Raw genomic sequence first — 14,480 nt, 5'->3', positions numbered from 1 at the left:
CGTCGACACCCCCGGCGGTGTCGGCCCGGACCGCTGTGCCGGCGTGGGGGCGGTGCGGGGGAGGACGACCAGGCCCGCCGGGCGGACGAAGACCGACCGGCGGGCCACCGCGTCGCCCCGGTCGTCGAGGCGGTAGCCGTCGAGCCAGACCCAGCCGTCGTACGTCGGCCAGTCGAGCACCCGGATCACCCGGAACCGGACCGGCCTGACGAACTGGACGCTTGCCGCCCGGGTCAGCAGGAGCAGGTCGCCCGCCCTCGGCAGGGGCGCGTTCACCGCCGACCGAACACGCTGCGGTACCGACGCCACGCCCTGATCCGGGTGCGCGCGGCCTCCACCACTGGGCAGAAGCCGGTGCCGGTGCACTTGTCGCACCGCCGGTCGCGGTGCTGGTCCAGGCAGCGCCAGGCCAACTCGATCAGGTACGGCACCGCGCGGTGTCGACACATTGCGCCTCCCGGGGGTGGGGTCGTCGCGGCACCCCGCCCCGCCGAGCCCAGCTCCACCAGGGCGGAGGCACCGCGTCACCGATTCCACACCGCCGGTAACCCCCTGTCAATTCTAGTAGACCTAATTTTGTCCAGCCAGATCAGGCGCACATGATTGAGAAGGCCGTATTACGTGCGATAAATTGGGTAGGCAAGCCCATGTCTACCTTGTTGCGCATGGGTGAGCCGGAGGTGCCAGGGCCGCTTGTCGGGCCGGCAGAGATGATGGCGATGCTGGGCGTGGGCCGCTCCCGACTGCGCCAGATCGTCGTCCACCCCAAGTTCCCGCGCCCGTTCCAGACGTTGCAGGGCGGCTCGGTGTGGCTGCGGTCCGACGTCGAGGCATACATCCGGGACCACCGGCAGCCCCGTCCGGCGGACGAGGACACCCAGGGCTGACCAGCCCCCGGCCGGGTCAGGTGACGGTCAGGCCGCGTTCGGCGAACTGGCTCCGGACCCGGGCCACCAGCTCCGGGGTCGGCGGTTCCGTGCGGGCCAGCGGAAAGGTCAGCCCCAGCTCGGCGTACTTGTGCGCGCCGAGGCGGTGGAACGGCAGCACCTCGACCCGCTGCACCGTGGCCAGCCCGGCGACGAAGTCCGCGACGCCCGCCACGTTCTCCTCGGCGTCGGTGAGGCCGGGGACCAGCACGAACCGTACCCAGATCGGGGTGCCCCGGTCGGCGAGCCGGCGGCCGAAGCGCAACGTCGGGGTGACCGACCCGGTGCGGGTGACCCGGCGGTAGGTCGCCGGGTCCCACGACTTGACGTCCAGCAGCACCAGGTCGGTGGCGTCGAGCAGGGCGTCGTCGGCGCGGACGCCGAGGAAACCCGAGGTGTCCAGCGCGGTGTGCAGGCCGAGATCGTGACAGCGGCGCAGCACCTCGCCGGTGAACCGGGGCTGCATCAGCGGCTCGCCGCCGCTGATCGTCACCCCGCCACCCGCTACCGCGATGAACCGCCGGTACGGCTCGATCTCCGCCATCAGCTCGTCCACCGTGCGGTGCCGGCCGCTGCGCCGGTACCAGGTGTCCGGGCTGTGGCAGTACCGGCAGCGCAGCGGGCAGCCGGCGAGGAAGGCCACGAACCGGGTGCCCGGCCCGTCCACCCCCACCGACACGTCCCACGAGTGCACCGCCCCGGTCGGCACGCCGTCGCCCCGCCGGCTGGCGGTGGCGACGGCGTCGGGCGGCCGGACGTTCACAGCGACCCGTGGAAGGTCCGGGACACCACGTCCTCCTGCTGTTCCCGGGTGAGCCGGACGAAGTTCACCGCGTACCCGGAGACCCGGACGGTCAACTGCGGGTAGCGCTCCGGGTGCGCCATCGCGTCGACCAGGGTGGCCCGGTCCAGCACGTTGACGTTGAGGTGGAAGCCACCGGCGTCGGTGTAGCCGTCCAGCACCCCGGCCAGGTTGTCGATCCGCTCGTCGCGGGTGTGGCCCAACCCGTCCGGGGTCACCGTCGAGGTCAGCGAGATGCCGTCGCGGGCCGCGTCGTACGGCAGCTTCGCCACCGACAGCGCGGCGGCCACCAGCCCGTGGCTGTCCCGGCCGTTCATCGGGTTCGCACCCGGGGCGAACGGTTCACCGGCCCGCCGGCCGTCCGGGGTGTTGCCGGTGTGCTTGCCGTACACCACGTTGGAGGTGATGGTCAGCACCGACATGGTCAGCTCCGCGTCGCGGTAGGTGCGCTGCCGGCGCAGCTTCGCCGCGAACGTCTCGGTCAGCCACACCGCGATCGCGTCGGCCCGCTCGTCGTTGTTGCCGTACGTCGGCGGTTCCCCCTCGACCACGTAGTCGATCGCCAGCCCGGTGTCGTCGCGCAGCACCTTCACCTTGCCGTATCGGATCGCGGCGAGGCTGTCCACCGCCACCGACAGCCCGGCGATGCCGGTGGCCATGAACCGGCGCACCGGGTGGTCGTGCAGGGCCATCTCCAGCCGCTCGTAGGCGTACCGGTCGTGCTGGTGGTGGATCACGTTCAACGCGTCCACGTACGTCTCGGCCAGCCAGTCCAGGGTGCGCTCGTAGGCGGCCAGCACCTCGGCGTAGTCGAGGGTCTCCCCGCCGACGGGTGCGGTGGCCGGGGCGATCTGCTCCCCGCTGATCTCGTCCCGCCCGCCGTTGATCGCGTACAGCAGGGCCTTGGCGAGGTTGGCGCGGGCGCCGAAGAACTGCATGTCCCGGCCCACCCGCATCGCCGACACGCAGCAGGCGATCGCGGTGTCGTCGTCGTACGCCGGCCGGATCAGGTCGTCGTTCTCGTACTGGATGGCGCTGGTGTCCAGGGACACCTGGGCGCAGAACCGCTTGAAGCCGACCGGCAGCCGGGGCGACCAGAGCACCGTCAGGTTCGGCTCCGGCGCGGGACCGAGGTTGTAGAGGGTCTGCAGGTAGCGGAAGCTGGTCCGGGTGACCAGCGGCCGGCCGTCGGCACCCATCCCGCCGAGCGCCTCGGTGACCCAGGTCGGGTCACCCGAGAAGAGCTGGTCGTACTCGGGGGTGCGCAGGAACCGGACGATCCGCAGCTTGATCACGAAGTCGTCGACCAGCTCCTGGGCGTCGATCTCGGTCAACCGTCCCTCGGCGAGGTCCCGCCGCAGGTAGACGTCGACGAACCCGGCGGTACGTCCCAGCGACATCGCCGCGCCGTTCTGCTCCTTGGTGGCGGCGAGGTAGGCGAAGTAGAGCCACTGGATCGCCTCCCGGCCGGTGGTCGCCGGCCCGGAGATGTCGTAGCCGTAGCCCGCCGCCATCTGCGCCAGCTCGCCGAGGGCCCGGATCTGCTCGGCCAGCTCCTCCCGGTCCCGGATCACCTCGTCGGTCGACGGCCGGTCGTCCAGCGCCGCCTTGAGCGCCTTGCGCTCGGCGACCAGCCGGTCCACCCCGTACAGCGCCACCCGCCGGTAGTCGCCGATGATCCGCCCCCGCCCGTACGCGTCGGGCAGCCCGGTGATGACGTGCGAGCGGCGCGCGGCGAGCACGTCGGCCGGGTACGCGTCGAACACCGCGTCGTTGTGCGTCTTGCGGTACGTGGTGAAGATCCGGTGCACCTGCGGGTCGGCGGGGTAGCCGTACGCCTTCAGCGCGGTCTCCACCATCCGCAGCCCACCGGCGGGCATGATGGCCCGGCGCAGCGGCGCGTCGGTCTGCAACCCGACGATCAGCTCCCGCTCCCGGTCGATGTACCCGGGGGCGTGCGCGGTGATGGTGGACGGGGTGGCGGCGTCGACGTCGTACACGCCGCGTCGGCGTTCCTCGACGAACATCGACCGCAGCGTGCCCCAGACCTCCAGGGTGCGGCAGGTGGGTCCGGTGAGGAACGACGCGTCCCCGGTGTAGGGCTCGTGGTTGTCCCGGACGAAGGCGGCCACGTCGACGGTGTCGCGCCAGGCGTCGCCGGTGAAGCCGCGCCACGGGTCGAGATGTGCGGTGCCGGTCATGATCGGTCCTTCCGCGCTGGTCGGGTCCGGCGGCCTGGGCCGCCGGGGTGTTGCGCCTGCACCATCAGCCTCGTCGGGTCGGTCCGTCCCGGGCAGAGGCGCAGGACCACCCCCGCCCGGGACCAAAGACCCCCGGCGGCCGGTCAGCGCCGCACGACGAGCCGCTGGGCGCGCAGCAGCCGCGCCCACCACGGCCGGGGCGTCGCCGGGCGCAGTGCGGGCACCCGCGCTCCGCGCAGGCTGACCCAGCCGCCGGGCCCCATGGTGACCGTGCGGATCGCCGGTGGCCGACGCCGCGCCACCACCGCCACGCCCGCGGTGAGCAGGGCGACGGCGGCGGCGCCGGCCGCGGCGGCGAGCACCCGGTCCGGGTCGGGCAGCGCCTGGTAGCGGACCCGCCCGTCGGCGAGCACGAACGTCCCGACGGCCCGCCCGTCGCGGGTCACCGGCACCAGCGCGGCGGCCGGCGAACCGGGCAGCGCCAGCACCGGCCCCACCGGCCCGGCCGTCGTGGTCCCGGTGGCCTCCACCGGGGTACGCGGCACCGGCGGTGGGCCCAGCGTGGCGGGTCCGGTCGGGTTGAAGATCGCGGTCATGGCGCTGCCTCCTATCGGCTGTCGGACGTGCCGGTGCCGGCGGCGACGGCGGCCCGGCCCGCCGCGAGCCGGGCGACCGGCACCCGGTACGGCGAGCACGAGACGTAGTCCAGGCCGGCGTCGGCGAAGAACGCCACCGAGTCGGGGTCGCCGCCGTGCTCGCCGCAGACCCCGACGGTCAACTCCGGGCGGGTGGCCCGCCCCTGTGCCACGGCCAGCCGCACGAGCTGGCCCACCCCGACGGTGTCGAGGCTCTCGAACGGCGACACCTCGAAGATCCCCCGTTGCAGGTACGCCCCGAAGAACGACCCCTCCACGTCGTCGCGGGAGAACGCCCAGGTGAGCTGGGTCAGGTCGTTGGTGCCGAAGGAGAAGAAGTGCGCCTGGGTGGCGATCTGTCCGGCGGTCAGCGCCGCCCGGGGCACCTCGATCATCGTGCCGATCGGCACGGCCGGCGCGTCGGGCACCTCGGCGAGCACCCGCTCGGCCTCCGCCCGCACGACCGCCAACTCCCGCACGTCACCCACCAGCGGCACCATGATCTCCGGGCGGGGGTCCCCGCCGTCGCGGACCCGCTGCGCCGCCGCCTCAGCCACCGCCCGCACCTGCATGGCGAACAACCCGGGCACCACCAGCCCGAGACGCACCCCACGCAGCCCCAGCATCGGGTTGGCCTCGTGCATCCGGCGGACCGCCGTCAGCAGTCGCCCGTCGCGTCCCGGGTCCCGGCCCGACGCCTCGGCGCGGGCGACCCGCGCGGTCAGCTCGGCCAGCGGCGGCAGGAACTCGTGCAGCGGCGGGTCGATCAGCCGGATCGTCACCGGCAGGCCGTCCATCGCGGCGAGGAGTTCGGTGAAGTCGGCCCGCTGCAACGGCAGCAGCGCCGCCAGCGCCCCGGCCACCGCGTCCGGCCCCTCGGCCAGGATCAGCCGTTCCACCAGCTCCCGCCGCCCGCCGAGGAACATGTGCTCGGTGCGGCACAGCCCGATGCCGGCGGCGCCGAGCGCGCGGGCCCGACGGGCGTCCGCGGCGGTGTCCGCGTTGGCCCGCACCCCGAGCCGGCGTACCGCGTCGGCGTGCCCGAGCAGCCGGTGCACGGCCGCCACCAGCGGGTCGGCCTGCGGGTCCAGCTCACCGGCGAGGTACCGGGCGACGGGGGAGGGCTGCACCGGCACCGCACCCGGGTAGACCCGGCCGGTGGTCCCGTCGATCGAGATCACCTCACCGGCCCGGACCACCCGGTCGCCGACGGTGAACTCGCCCCGATCGGGGTCGACCACCAGCGCGTCCGCGCCGCAGACGCACGTGCGGCCCATGCCGCGGGCCACCACGGCGGCGTGCGAGGTCTTCCCGCCCCGTGCGGTGAGCACCCCGGCGGCGGCGATCATGCCGGGCAGGTCGTCCGGGTTGGTCTCCCGACGCACCAGGATCACCGGCCCGTCGGCGGCGGTCGCGGCGGCCGAGTCGAACACCACCCGACCCACCGCCGCCCCCGGCGACGCCCCCACCCCGACGGTGAGCGGCGGCGGCGCGCCGGCCAGGTCGAACGCGGGGAACATCAACTGACCCAACTGTGCCCCGCTGACCCGGCACAACGCCTCGTCCAGGGTGATCAGCCCCTCGTCGACGAGCTGGGCGGCGATCACGAACGCGGCGGCGGCGGTCCGCTTGCCGACCCGGGTCTGCAACATCCACAGCGTGCCGCGTTCGATGGTGAACTCCACGTCGCACAGGTCCCGGTAGTGCCGTTCCAGCGTGGCCAGCACCCCGGTGAGCTGCTGGAAGCTCGCCGGGTCGAGCCGGGCCAGCTCAGGCAGGGCGACGGTGTTGCGGATGCCGGCCACCACGTCCTCGCCCTGGGCGTCGGGCAGGTAGTCGCCGTACACGCCGGGCAGGCCGGTGGCCGGGTCCCGGGTGAACGCCACCCCGGTGCCGGAGTCCGGGCCGAGGTTGCCGAAGACCATCGCCATCACGTTGACGGCGGTGCCCAGGTCGTCGGGGATGTGCTCCTGCCGCCGGTAGATCCGGGCCCGCGCGGAGTTCCACGACGCGAACACCGACTGCACGGCCTGCCGCAACTGCTCCTGCGGGGACTGCGGGAACTCGTGCCCCACCACCCGCAGGAAGATCTTCTGGTACGTCGACACCAGGTCGCGCAGCTGTCCGGCGTCCGGCCCGTCCGGGCCGGCGGTGGCCCGCAGGGCGGCCAACTCGTGGTCGAACTCCTCCGCCGGCACCCCGTGCACGGTCCGGCCGAACATCTGGATCAACCGCCGGTACGAGTCCCACGCGAACCTCGCGTCGCCGGTGCGGGCGGCCAACCCCGCCACGGTGGCGTCGGTGAGCCCGATGTCCAGGATCGTCTCCATCATCCCGGGCATCGAGTACCGGCCGCCGGAACGCACCGCCAGCAGCAGCGGGTCGTGCGGGTCGCCGAGCCGCCGGCCCACCTGCCGCTCCACCCGCCGCAGGTGGGTGTCGACCTCCGCGAACAGCCCGTCCGGCGGCGACCCGGTGGCCAGGTACGCCCGGCAGGCGTCGGTGCCGATGGTGAAGCCGGGCGGCACCGGCAACCCGAGCCGGGTCATCTCGGCGAGGTTGGCGCCCTTGCCGCCGAGCAGGTCGGCCCTGCTGCGGTCACCCTCGATGAAGTCGTAGACGTACCTGGTCATGGCCCCGGCCTCCACTCCACTCGCCGGTCGGACCTGTCCCTTCGTTGGTAGCAACGCCGGGGGGTCCACCGGCAGGGCCGGACGGTACGCCGACCGGGCCACAGGTCCCGACGTGTCGGTGCCGGTGCGTATCCTCCGGCGGTGACCGCCGATGTGTCCCTGCGCCCGGTGCGCGACGACGACCTGCCGCACTTCTTCGCCCACGAGCAGGACCCGGAGGCGGCCTGGATGGCGGCGTTCGGCCCGGCCGACCCGACCGACCGGGGGGTCTTCGACGCGCACTGGGCCCGCATCCGCGCCGACCCGACCGTGGTCAACCGCACGGTGGTCGTCGACGGCGCGGTGGTCGGGCACGTGGCGGCGTTCCCGGTGGGCGAACACACCGAGGTCAGCTACTGGATCGACCCGCGCCGGTGGGGGCGCGGGCACGCCACCGCCGCGCTGACCGCACTGCTGCGGGAGCTGCCGCACCGGCCGCTGCGTGCCCGCGCCGCGAAGGACAACCGGGCCTCCCTGGCGGTGCTGCGCAAGTGCGGCTTCGTCGTCGTCGGCGAGGACTCGGGATTCGCCCCCGGCCGGGGCGTCGAGGTCGAGGAATGGCTGCTGGAGCTGCCCGACGTCCCCGCTGACCAGGGCGGGCACTAGTCTCGCGGAGTGAACTGGCTCGAACTCGTCGGCTGGGCCGGCTCCGCGCTGCTGGTCTGGTCGCTGCTGCAGACGCGCATCCTGCGGCTGCGCGCCCTCAACCTGGTCGGCTGCCTGATCCTGATCGGCTACAACGCCGCCGTGCAGGTCTGGCCGATGGTCGGGCTCAACGTGGTGCTCGCCGTGATCAACGTGTGGTACCTGCGGAAGATGCTGGCCACCCGGCACGACGACCGCGCCTACCAGGTGGTCGAGGTGGGCGTCGGAGACCAGTTCCTGGCCCACACGTTGCGGGTGCACGCCGCCGACATCGCCCGGTTCAACCCCGACTTCCGCCCACCCCCGGCCGCCGCCGACCGGTCGGCCTTCCTCGTGGTACGCCACGACGAGGTGGTCGGGGTGGTGCTGTCGCACGCCGAGGCGGACGGCGTCGCCCAGATCGACCTGGACTACGTCACCCGCCGTTTCCGCGACTTCACCCCCGGCGAGTTCGTCTACCGCCGCAGCAGCCTGTTCACCGACCGGGGGTTCCGCCGGGTGGTCAGCCCACCGGGCATGGTCGCCCCCTACTACCACCGGCTCGGCTTCCGCCCCGAGGGCGACGCGTACGTCCTCGACCTGGCCTGACCGCCGGGCAGCCCTGAGCGTCGGGCAACCCTGAGGGCCGGCCTCCCTGGCGGAGGTCAGTGAACGGCCGGGCGGGGCCGGGCCGCCGCTCGGGCCGCGCCCGGGACGATGGCCGTGGGGAGGGTTCGCGGACCGCGCGGCTGGGCACAGACTGGGCTACGCCGGGCGGGTCCTCCGTCCGGCAGCGTCGGCGGTGTCGCCGACGCCCACCGCCTGAGGGAGAGTGCCGGGCGTGCAGAGCTACTGGAGCCAGTTGGCCCTGGTCGGAGTCCTGGTGGTGCTCAACGCGATCTTCGCGGGCAGCGAGATGGCGCTGGTGTCGCTGCGGGACAGCCAAGTGCAGCGGCTGGAACGCTCCAGCCGGGCCGGCCGGGTGCTCGCCCGGCTCGCCAAGGACCCGAACCGCTTCCTCGCCACCATCCAGATCGGCATCACCCTGGCCGGTTTCCTCGCCTCGGCCGCCGCCGCGGTCTCCCTGGCCAAGCCACTGGTCCCGCTGCTCGGGTTCCTCGGCAGCGCCGCCGAGACGGTGGCCATCGTGCTGGTCACCCTGGTGCTGACCTTCGTCACCCTGGTCTTCGGCGAGCTGGCCCCGAAGCGGATCGCCATGCAGCGCGCCGAACGCTGGGCGCTGCTGGTGGCCCGCCCCCTGGACATCCTGTCCAGCTTCACCCGCCCGGCGGTGTGGCTGCTCGGGGCGACAAGCGACCTGGTGGTCCGCCTCGCCGGGGTCGACCCGAAGCACCAGCCCGACGAGATCGGCCCGGACGAGCTGCGCGACATCGTCGCCGGCAACCACGGCTTCACCAAGGAACAACGCACCATCATCGCCGGCGCGGTGGAGATCGCCGACCGGCAGCTGCGGGCGGTGCTCGTACCCCGGTTGCAGGTCTTCACGCTCGACAGCGGGACCACTGCGGAGGCCGCCCGGCTGCTGCTGGCCGCCACCGGCCACTCCCGGGCCCCGGTGGTCCGCCACGGCGGCCTCGACGACGCGGTCGGCGTGATCCACCTGCGGGACCTGGTGGGGGTGCCGGACGACCGGCCGGTCGACGACTGCGCCCGCCCGCCGATGCTGCTGCCCGACTCGCTGCCGGTGGTCGACGCGTTGCGCCAGTTCAAGGCCGAGCGGCAGCACATCGCCCTGGTTGTCGACGAGCGGGGCGCGGTCGACGGCATCGTCACCCTGGAGGACATCCTGGAGGAGATCGTCGGGGAGATCTACGACGAGACCGACCGGGACGTCCGCGCGGTGCGCACCGAGGACGACGGCTCGCTGGTGCTGCCCGGCACCTTCCCCGTGCACGACCTGACCGACATCGGCGTCGAGGTGCCCAACCGGCCCGCCGGTGACTACACCACCGTCGCCGGGATGGTGCTGTCCTGCCTCGGGCACATCCCCACCGTCGCCGGGGAGCAGGTCACCATCGACGACTGGGAGATCACCGTCACCGGCGTCGACCAGCGCGCCATCACCCAGATCCGGCTGCACCACGCCCCGACCGCGACCCCCGCCGAGGAACCGGAACCCGTACCCGACGAGGCCCACGCCTGACCCGACCCGGGATCAGTCCGGGGGCGTCGGGTCGCCGAACGGGAAACCCGGCACCGGGGGCAGCAGCTGGATCTGGTCGGCGGGGAACTGGCGGGTGTCCCGGCTCAACGCCTGCGCCGTCACCCGGATGAGCCAGGGGCCGGACGGGTGCCGCTGCGCCCCGATCAACCGGCCCCACACCCGGCTCCACCAGTGACCGGTCACCAGTACGTCGGTCAGCCGCAGCCGGCCGTCCGGGAAGTCCCCCCGCACCACCACGTCCACCACCCGCCCCAGCCGCCGGCCGTGCAGGTCGTACGCGGTGCGCCCGAGCAGCTCACCCGCTCGCACGGTCGGCCCCCGGAATCCGGTCGATCAGGTGCCGCCGCAGCCACGTCTCCACCGGCGGGCGGGGCAACTCGTCGGCGCGGGCCCGCAGCCGGACCGCACTGTCGATCCGGGCCACCCGGCCGAACGGGATGCGCAGCGGGGCCGACCCCTCCTCGGCGAACCGGTCGGCGAGCGCCACCAGCAGCCGCCCGACCCGGCCACCGATCCGCCGCCCCAGCGCGCCCTGCCCGGTCAGCAGGTACGCCACGTACGGCACGCCCCGCTCGTCGACGGCGAACTCGACGTCGTCGACCTTGCCCAGCAGCAGCCCGTCGGCGTCGACGATCTGCCGGTCGAGCAGTTGCCGGCCGAGCTGGACCCTCACCGCCCCATCCCCGTCCCGACCGCCAGCGGAACCGCCGCCACCGACGCCGCCACGATCACCAGCAGGAACACCGCACCGAGCAGGTTCAGCCACGGCCCGTTCACGTCGTCACCCAGGTACGTCCGGTCGTTGGCGACGACCAGGATCGGCAGGTACGTCAACGGCAGCACCACCGCGCTGGCGACCAGCATGTACTCGGTCAGCCGCACCGGGTCGACGGTGGTGGACAGCAGCAGCGTCGCGGCCAGCACGCTGACCAGCAGCACGCTGTGGAACCGGGCGGCCTCCCGGGGGCTGACCCGCTTGCCCCACTGCCAGCCGAAGTACTGCGCCGCCGCGTACGCCGCCGACAGTCCGGTCTCCAACGCGGCCCCGAAGGTCACCGCGAAGAACGCCAGCGCGGCCACCGCCAGCCCCACCCCGCCGAACGCCAGCACCACCGGCTCGGCGACCTGGTCGAGGCTCGACAGCGACACCCCGGCCGGGTGGAACACCACCGCGGCCGTGGCGATCAGCGACAACGCCAGCAGGCCGCCGACCGGGAAACCGATGAGCACGCTCGACCGGGCGTCGGCCAGGTCGGCGGCGCTCCAGTTCTCCTCCACCCCGCCGGAGGAGAAGAAGAACACCTCGTACGGGCTGACCGTGGAGGCGAACAGCGCCACCGCCACGAACCAGTACGCCCCCCAGCCCTGCCCGGCCGGGTTCGGGTGCAGGGCGTCGTGGCCGAGCGCCGCCCAGTCCGTCGGCAGCCAGAACAGTGCCACGGCGAAGACCAGCAGGGTCAACCCGGCCAGCCCGAACACCCGCTCCATGAGCTGGAACCGCATCCGCCACAGCACCAGCCAGACCGCGAACGCCGCGACCGGCACCCACAGCAGGTAACTCACCCGGGAGGCCAGTTGCAGCGCCAGCGCCACCCCGCCCAGCTCGGCGGCCAGGGTCAACACCGTGACCAGGTAGGACGCCGCCAGGTTGAGTAGCGCCACGCGGGGACCCAACCGCTCCCGGACCAGGTCGAACACCGCCCGGCCGCTGACCGCCGCGATCCGACCGGCCATTTCCGCGTACGCGCAGATGCCGACCACGCCGAGCAGCAGCACCCAGGCGTGGGCCATGCCGAAGCGTGCCCCCGCCTGACTCGCCGCCACCAGGTCGCCGATGTCGACGAAACCTCCGATGGCCGAGAGCACCCCGAGGGTGGCGGCGAGGAGCTTCCTCACGTGCGGACGGGATCGGCGGCGGTCATCGAGGCGACGATATCGGCGCAGCGCCCCTCGTACCGGGCGAAACGGGCAGGCTCGCCGCTGCGCCCGGCGGGTCAGTCCCGGCTGAGGTTCTGCAACCGCACCTGACCCCGCGACACCAGCCGCCCCTCCGCGTCGGTGATCTCCACCTGCCAGAGCTGCTGGCTGCGCCCCCGGTGCACCGGCGTGCCCACGGCCACCAGCTCGCCCTCGCGGACCGCGCGCAGGAAGTCCGTCTGGTTGGAGACCCCGACGACGCTGCCCCGGTCGCCCAACCAGAGCGTGCCGCCCACACTGCCGACGGTCTCCACCACCGCGCAGTAGACACCGCCGTGCAGGATGCCGGCCGGCTGGTGCAGCTCGGGCCGCACCTTCCACCGGATGACCACCCGGTCCCCGCTGGCCTCGTCGAACGTCAGCCCCAGCAGACCGACCAGGCCGTCCGTCATCTCCGGGATCTCCACGGCTGTTCCTCCTCGTCGCACCGGCCCGGCCAGCCTAGCCGCGCCCGCAGGCGGCAAACCCGGTACGGCCCCAGGTCGGCGATGGGGGAGAATCGGTGACCGTGACCGACAGCAACCTCCCGCACGGGCGGGACTCCCTGACCGAAGACCTGCGGTGGCGCGGCCTGATCCAGGACTCCACCGGCCCCGACGAGCTGCGCGACCTGCTCGACGGCGGGGCGGCCACCTTCTACGTGGGCTTCGACCCGACCGCGCCCAGCCTGCACGTCGGCCACCTGATGCAGGTCACCACCGCCCGCCGGCTCCAACTCGCCGGGCACCGGCCGCTGCTGCTGGTGGGCGGTGCCACCGGCCAGATCGGCGACCCGAAGGAGAGCGCCGAGCGCACCCTCAACCCGCCCGAGGTGGTGGCCGGCTGGGTGCAGCGCATCCGCGACCAGCTCGCGCCGTTCGTGTCGTACACCGGGCAGAACGCGGCGCAACTGGTCAACAACCTGGAGTGGACCGGCGAGATGTCGGTGGTCGAGTTCCTGCGGGACGTCGGCAAGCACTTCCCGGTCAACAAGATGTTGGCCCGCGAGGTGGTGCGGGCCCGGCTGGAGACCGGCATCAGCTTCACCGAGTTCAGCTACCAGCTCCTCCAGGCCAACGACTTCTTCGAGCTGCACCGCCGGCACGGCTGCCAGCTCCAGTACGGCGGCTCCGACCAGTGGGGCAACATCACCGCCGGCGTCGACTACGTCCGTCGCCGGGGGGCCGGCCCGGTGCAGGCCTTCACCACCCCGCTGGTCACCCGCTCCGACGGCACCAAGTTCGGCAAGACCGAGGGCGGTGCGGTCTGGCTCGACCCGGAGATGACCAGCCCGTACGCCTTCTACCAGTTCTGGGTCAACGCCGACGACCGGGACGTCACCCGCTACCTGCGGTACTTCAGCTTCCGTTCCCGGGAGGAGCTGGAGGCGCTGGAGAAGGAGACGGCGGAACGGCCGGCGGCCCGTGGCGCCCAACGTGCTCTCGCCGAGGAACTCACCACCCTGGTCCACGGTGCGGAGGAGACCCGGCAGGCCGTCGCCGCCAGTCAGGCGCTCTTCGGTCGGGGCTCGCTCGACGAGTTGGCCCCGGAGACGCTGCGTGCCGCGCTGACCGAGGCCGGGCTGGTGCAGCTCACCGGCGAACTCCCCGATGTGGCCGGGCTGCTGCGCGACGCGGGACTGGTCGGTGGCCTCAAGGAGGCCCGCCGGGTGATCACCGAGGGCGGCGCGTACGTGAACAACATCCGGGTCACCGACGTCGACGCCACCGTCGACCCGGCCGACCTGCTGCACGGTCGCTACCTGGTGCTACGCCGGGGCAAGCGCTCCTTCGCCGGGGTCGAGCTGCGTTCCTGACCCGGTCGGCCCGTCCTCGCCGTTCCCGGCCGGCCCCGTCCGTGTGCGGCCCGGCGAGGACGGCCTCCGACGGATGGCCCCGCTCGACGGGTGGCCGGTGTGCGGCAGTGTGACGTGCGACGCGTCCGCCGGATTTGACGATCATCTCGGCGGACGCGTAACTTTCTCTCTGCCAGCGCGGAACGGACGAACCGGGGCGAATGTCTCGAAGGCCGGAGCGCGGTGTGAGGCACCGGCTTCGCGGGGTTGCTTTCGCGGAGCACGGACCGGGCGGTGCCCGGATCGGCCCGGGGGGTCGATTTGGTGAGGCGAAACCGACCGGGTAGTGTGTGACGCCGGCAGGGAACCGGGCGAGCGTGTGGGAGACCGCACCGGCCGGCCTGGCGGAAATCACGAGGGCTTCCGGTGTGAGCCGGTTGTGTTTGTGGTGTGTGGAAATTGTGGTGGAAGTGGTGTGGATCGCTGCAGAGCGGTTTGACATGGCGGATACCACCGGGTAACGTAGTAAAAGTGCCCAGCGCGGGAGCGCGGGGTGTGGTGAACGAAATGCCCCAGGTCGGGGGTTCTGCGGTTGCGGGGCTTCCGGGTGGTGTGTGGTTGTTCTTTGAGAACTCAACAGGGTGCTTGTAAAGCCAGTGCCAATTGTTTTATACCCCGGGCTGG

14 protein-coding genes and 1 pseudogene are annotated in these 14,480 nt (G+C 73.0%); 5 read left to right on the top strand and 10 right to left on the bottom strand.

Features of this window, described 5'->3' with window-relative positions; translation table 11 throughout:
* Positions 1–3: 3 nt before the first annotated feature.
* A pseudogene (locus tag ACOJTC_RS17010) lies at positions 4–276 on the bottom strand (hypothetical protein); the annotation flags it as partial.
* Positions 273–449 (bottom strand): hypothetical protein, encoded by a 177-nt coding sequence (locus ACOJTC_RS17005; protein WP_420117616.1) that lies wholly within the window; start codon positions 447–449, stop codon positions 273–275. The gene ACOJTC_RS17005 and the pseudogene ACOJTC_RS17010, both read right to left, overlap by 4 nt.
* A gap of 216 nt (positions 450–665) precedes the next feature.
* Between ACOJTC_RS17005 and ACOJTC_RS17000 the strand changes: the two genes are divergently transcribed.
* Positions 666–887, top strand: coding sequence for a helix-turn-helix transcriptional regulator (locus tag ACOJTC_RS17000; RefSeq protein ID WP_204961429.1), 222 nt, complete (start codon positions 666–668; stop codon positions 885–887).
* 16 nt (positions 888–903) lie between these two features.
* Here ACOJTC_RS17000 and pflA read toward each other — a convergent pair whose 3' ends face one another.
* From pflA to ppdK, 4 genes are all read right to left on the bottom strand, one after another.
* Positions 904–1,689, bottom strand: coding sequence for a pyruvate formate-lyase-activating protein (gene pflA / locus ACOJTC_RS16995; protein ID WP_420117615.1), 786 nt, complete (start codon positions 1,687–1,689; stop codon positions 904–906).
* Complete coding sequence (gene pflB / locus ACOJTC_RS16990; protein WP_420117614.1) at positions 1,686–3,929, bottom strand: formate C-acetyltransferase; 2,244 nt, start codon at positions 3,927–3,929, stop codon at positions 1,686–1,688. Before pflB ends, pflA begins: the two co-directional genes overlap by 4 nt.
* A gap of 143 nt (positions 3,930–4,072) precedes the next feature.
* The gene (locus ACOJTC_RS16985) at positions 4,073–4,525 is read right to left on the bottom strand and encodes a hypothetical protein (RefSeq protein ID WP_204927547.1); all 453 of its coding nucleotides are present in this window, start codon (positions 4,523–4,525) and stop codon (positions 4,073–4,075) included.
* Between the two features lie 11 nt (positions 4,526–4,536).
* Complete coding sequence (ppdK, locus tag ACOJTC_RS16980; protein ID WP_420117613.1) at positions 4,537–7,197, bottom strand: pyruvate, phosphate dikinase; 2,661 nt, start codon at positions 7,195–7,197, stop codon at positions 4,537–4,539.
* 141 nt (positions 7,198–7,338) lie between these two features.
* On the opposite strand from ppdK, the gene ACOJTC_RS16975 reads away from it, so the two are divergent.
* From ACOJTC_RS16975 to ACOJTC_RS16965, 3 genes are all read left to right on the top strand, one after another.
* A complete protein-coding gene (locus ACOJTC_RS16975) occupies positions 7,339–7,842 on the top strand; it encodes a GNAT family N-acetyltransferase (protein WP_204927545.1) in 504 nt (167 codons plus the stop codon).
* A 9-nt stretch (positions 7,843–7,851) separates the two neighbouring features.
* The gene (locus ACOJTC_RS16970; RefSeq protein WP_204927544.1) at positions 7,852–8,469 is read left to right on the top strand and encodes a YgjV family protein; all 618 of its coding nucleotides are present in this window, start codon (positions 7,852–7,854) and stop codon (positions 8,467–8,469) included.
* A 232-nt stretch (positions 8,470–8,701) separates the two neighbouring features.
* On the top strand, positions 8,702–10,024 hold the full coding sequence (locus ACOJTC_RS16965; RefSeq protein ID WP_204927543.1) for a hemolysin family protein: 1,323 nt from the start codon (positions 8,702–8,704) through the stop codon (positions 10,022–10,024).
* Positions 10,025–10,036: 12 nt separating this feature from the next.
* Here ACOJTC_RS16965 and ACOJTC_RS16960 read toward each other — a convergent pair whose 3' ends face one another.
* The 4 genes from ACOJTC_RS16960 to ACOJTC_RS16945 form a co-directional block, all read right to left on the bottom strand.
* Positions 10,037–10,354: a PRC-barrel domain containing protein gene (locus tag ACOJTC_RS16960; RefSeq protein ID WP_204927542.1), complete on the bottom strand. Its 318-nt coding sequence runs from the start codon at positions 10,352–10,354 to the stop codon at positions 10,037–10,039.
* Positions 10,341–10,718: a hypothetical protein gene (locus ACOJTC_RS16955; protein WP_420117612.1), complete on the bottom strand. Its 378-nt coding sequence runs from the start codon at positions 10,716–10,718 to the stop codon at positions 10,341–10,343. The genes ACOJTC_RS16960 and ACOJTC_RS16955 overlap by 14 nt, the downstream gene beginning before the upstream one ends.
* On the bottom strand, positions 10,715–11,941 hold the full coding sequence (locus ACOJTC_RS16950) for an NRAMP family divalent metal transporter (protein WP_420117611.1): 1,227 nt from the start codon (positions 11,939–11,941) through the stop codon (positions 10,715–10,717). The genes ACOJTC_RS16955 and ACOJTC_RS16950 overlap by 4 nt, the downstream gene beginning before the upstream one ends.
* Before the next feature lie 98 nt (positions 11,942–12,039).
* A complete protein-coding gene (locus ACOJTC_RS16945) occupies positions 12,040–12,414 on the bottom strand; it encodes a PaaI family thioesterase (RefSeq protein ID WP_204927706.1) in 375 nt (124 codons plus the stop codon).
* 116 nt (positions 12,415–12,530) lie between these two features.
* Here ACOJTC_RS16945 and tyrS point away from each other — a divergent pair, with 116 nt between their 5' ends.
* Positions 12,531–13,817, top strand: coding sequence for a tyrosine--tRNA ligase (tyrS, locus tag ACOJTC_RS16940; protein WP_204927705.1), 1,287 nt, complete (start codon positions 12,531–12,533; stop codon positions 13,815–13,817).
* Positions 13,818–14,480 lie beyond the last annotated feature (663 nt).

It is taken from the genome of Micromonospora sp. (assembly GCF_048594385.1).
Lineage (GTDB): Bacteria > Actinomycetota > Actinomycetes > Mycobacteriales > Micromonosporaceae > Micromonospora > Micromonospora wenchangensis.
The sequence above is the reverse complement of the archived record's forward strand: the minus strand, read 5'-3'. Positions and strand labels throughout refer to the sequence as shown.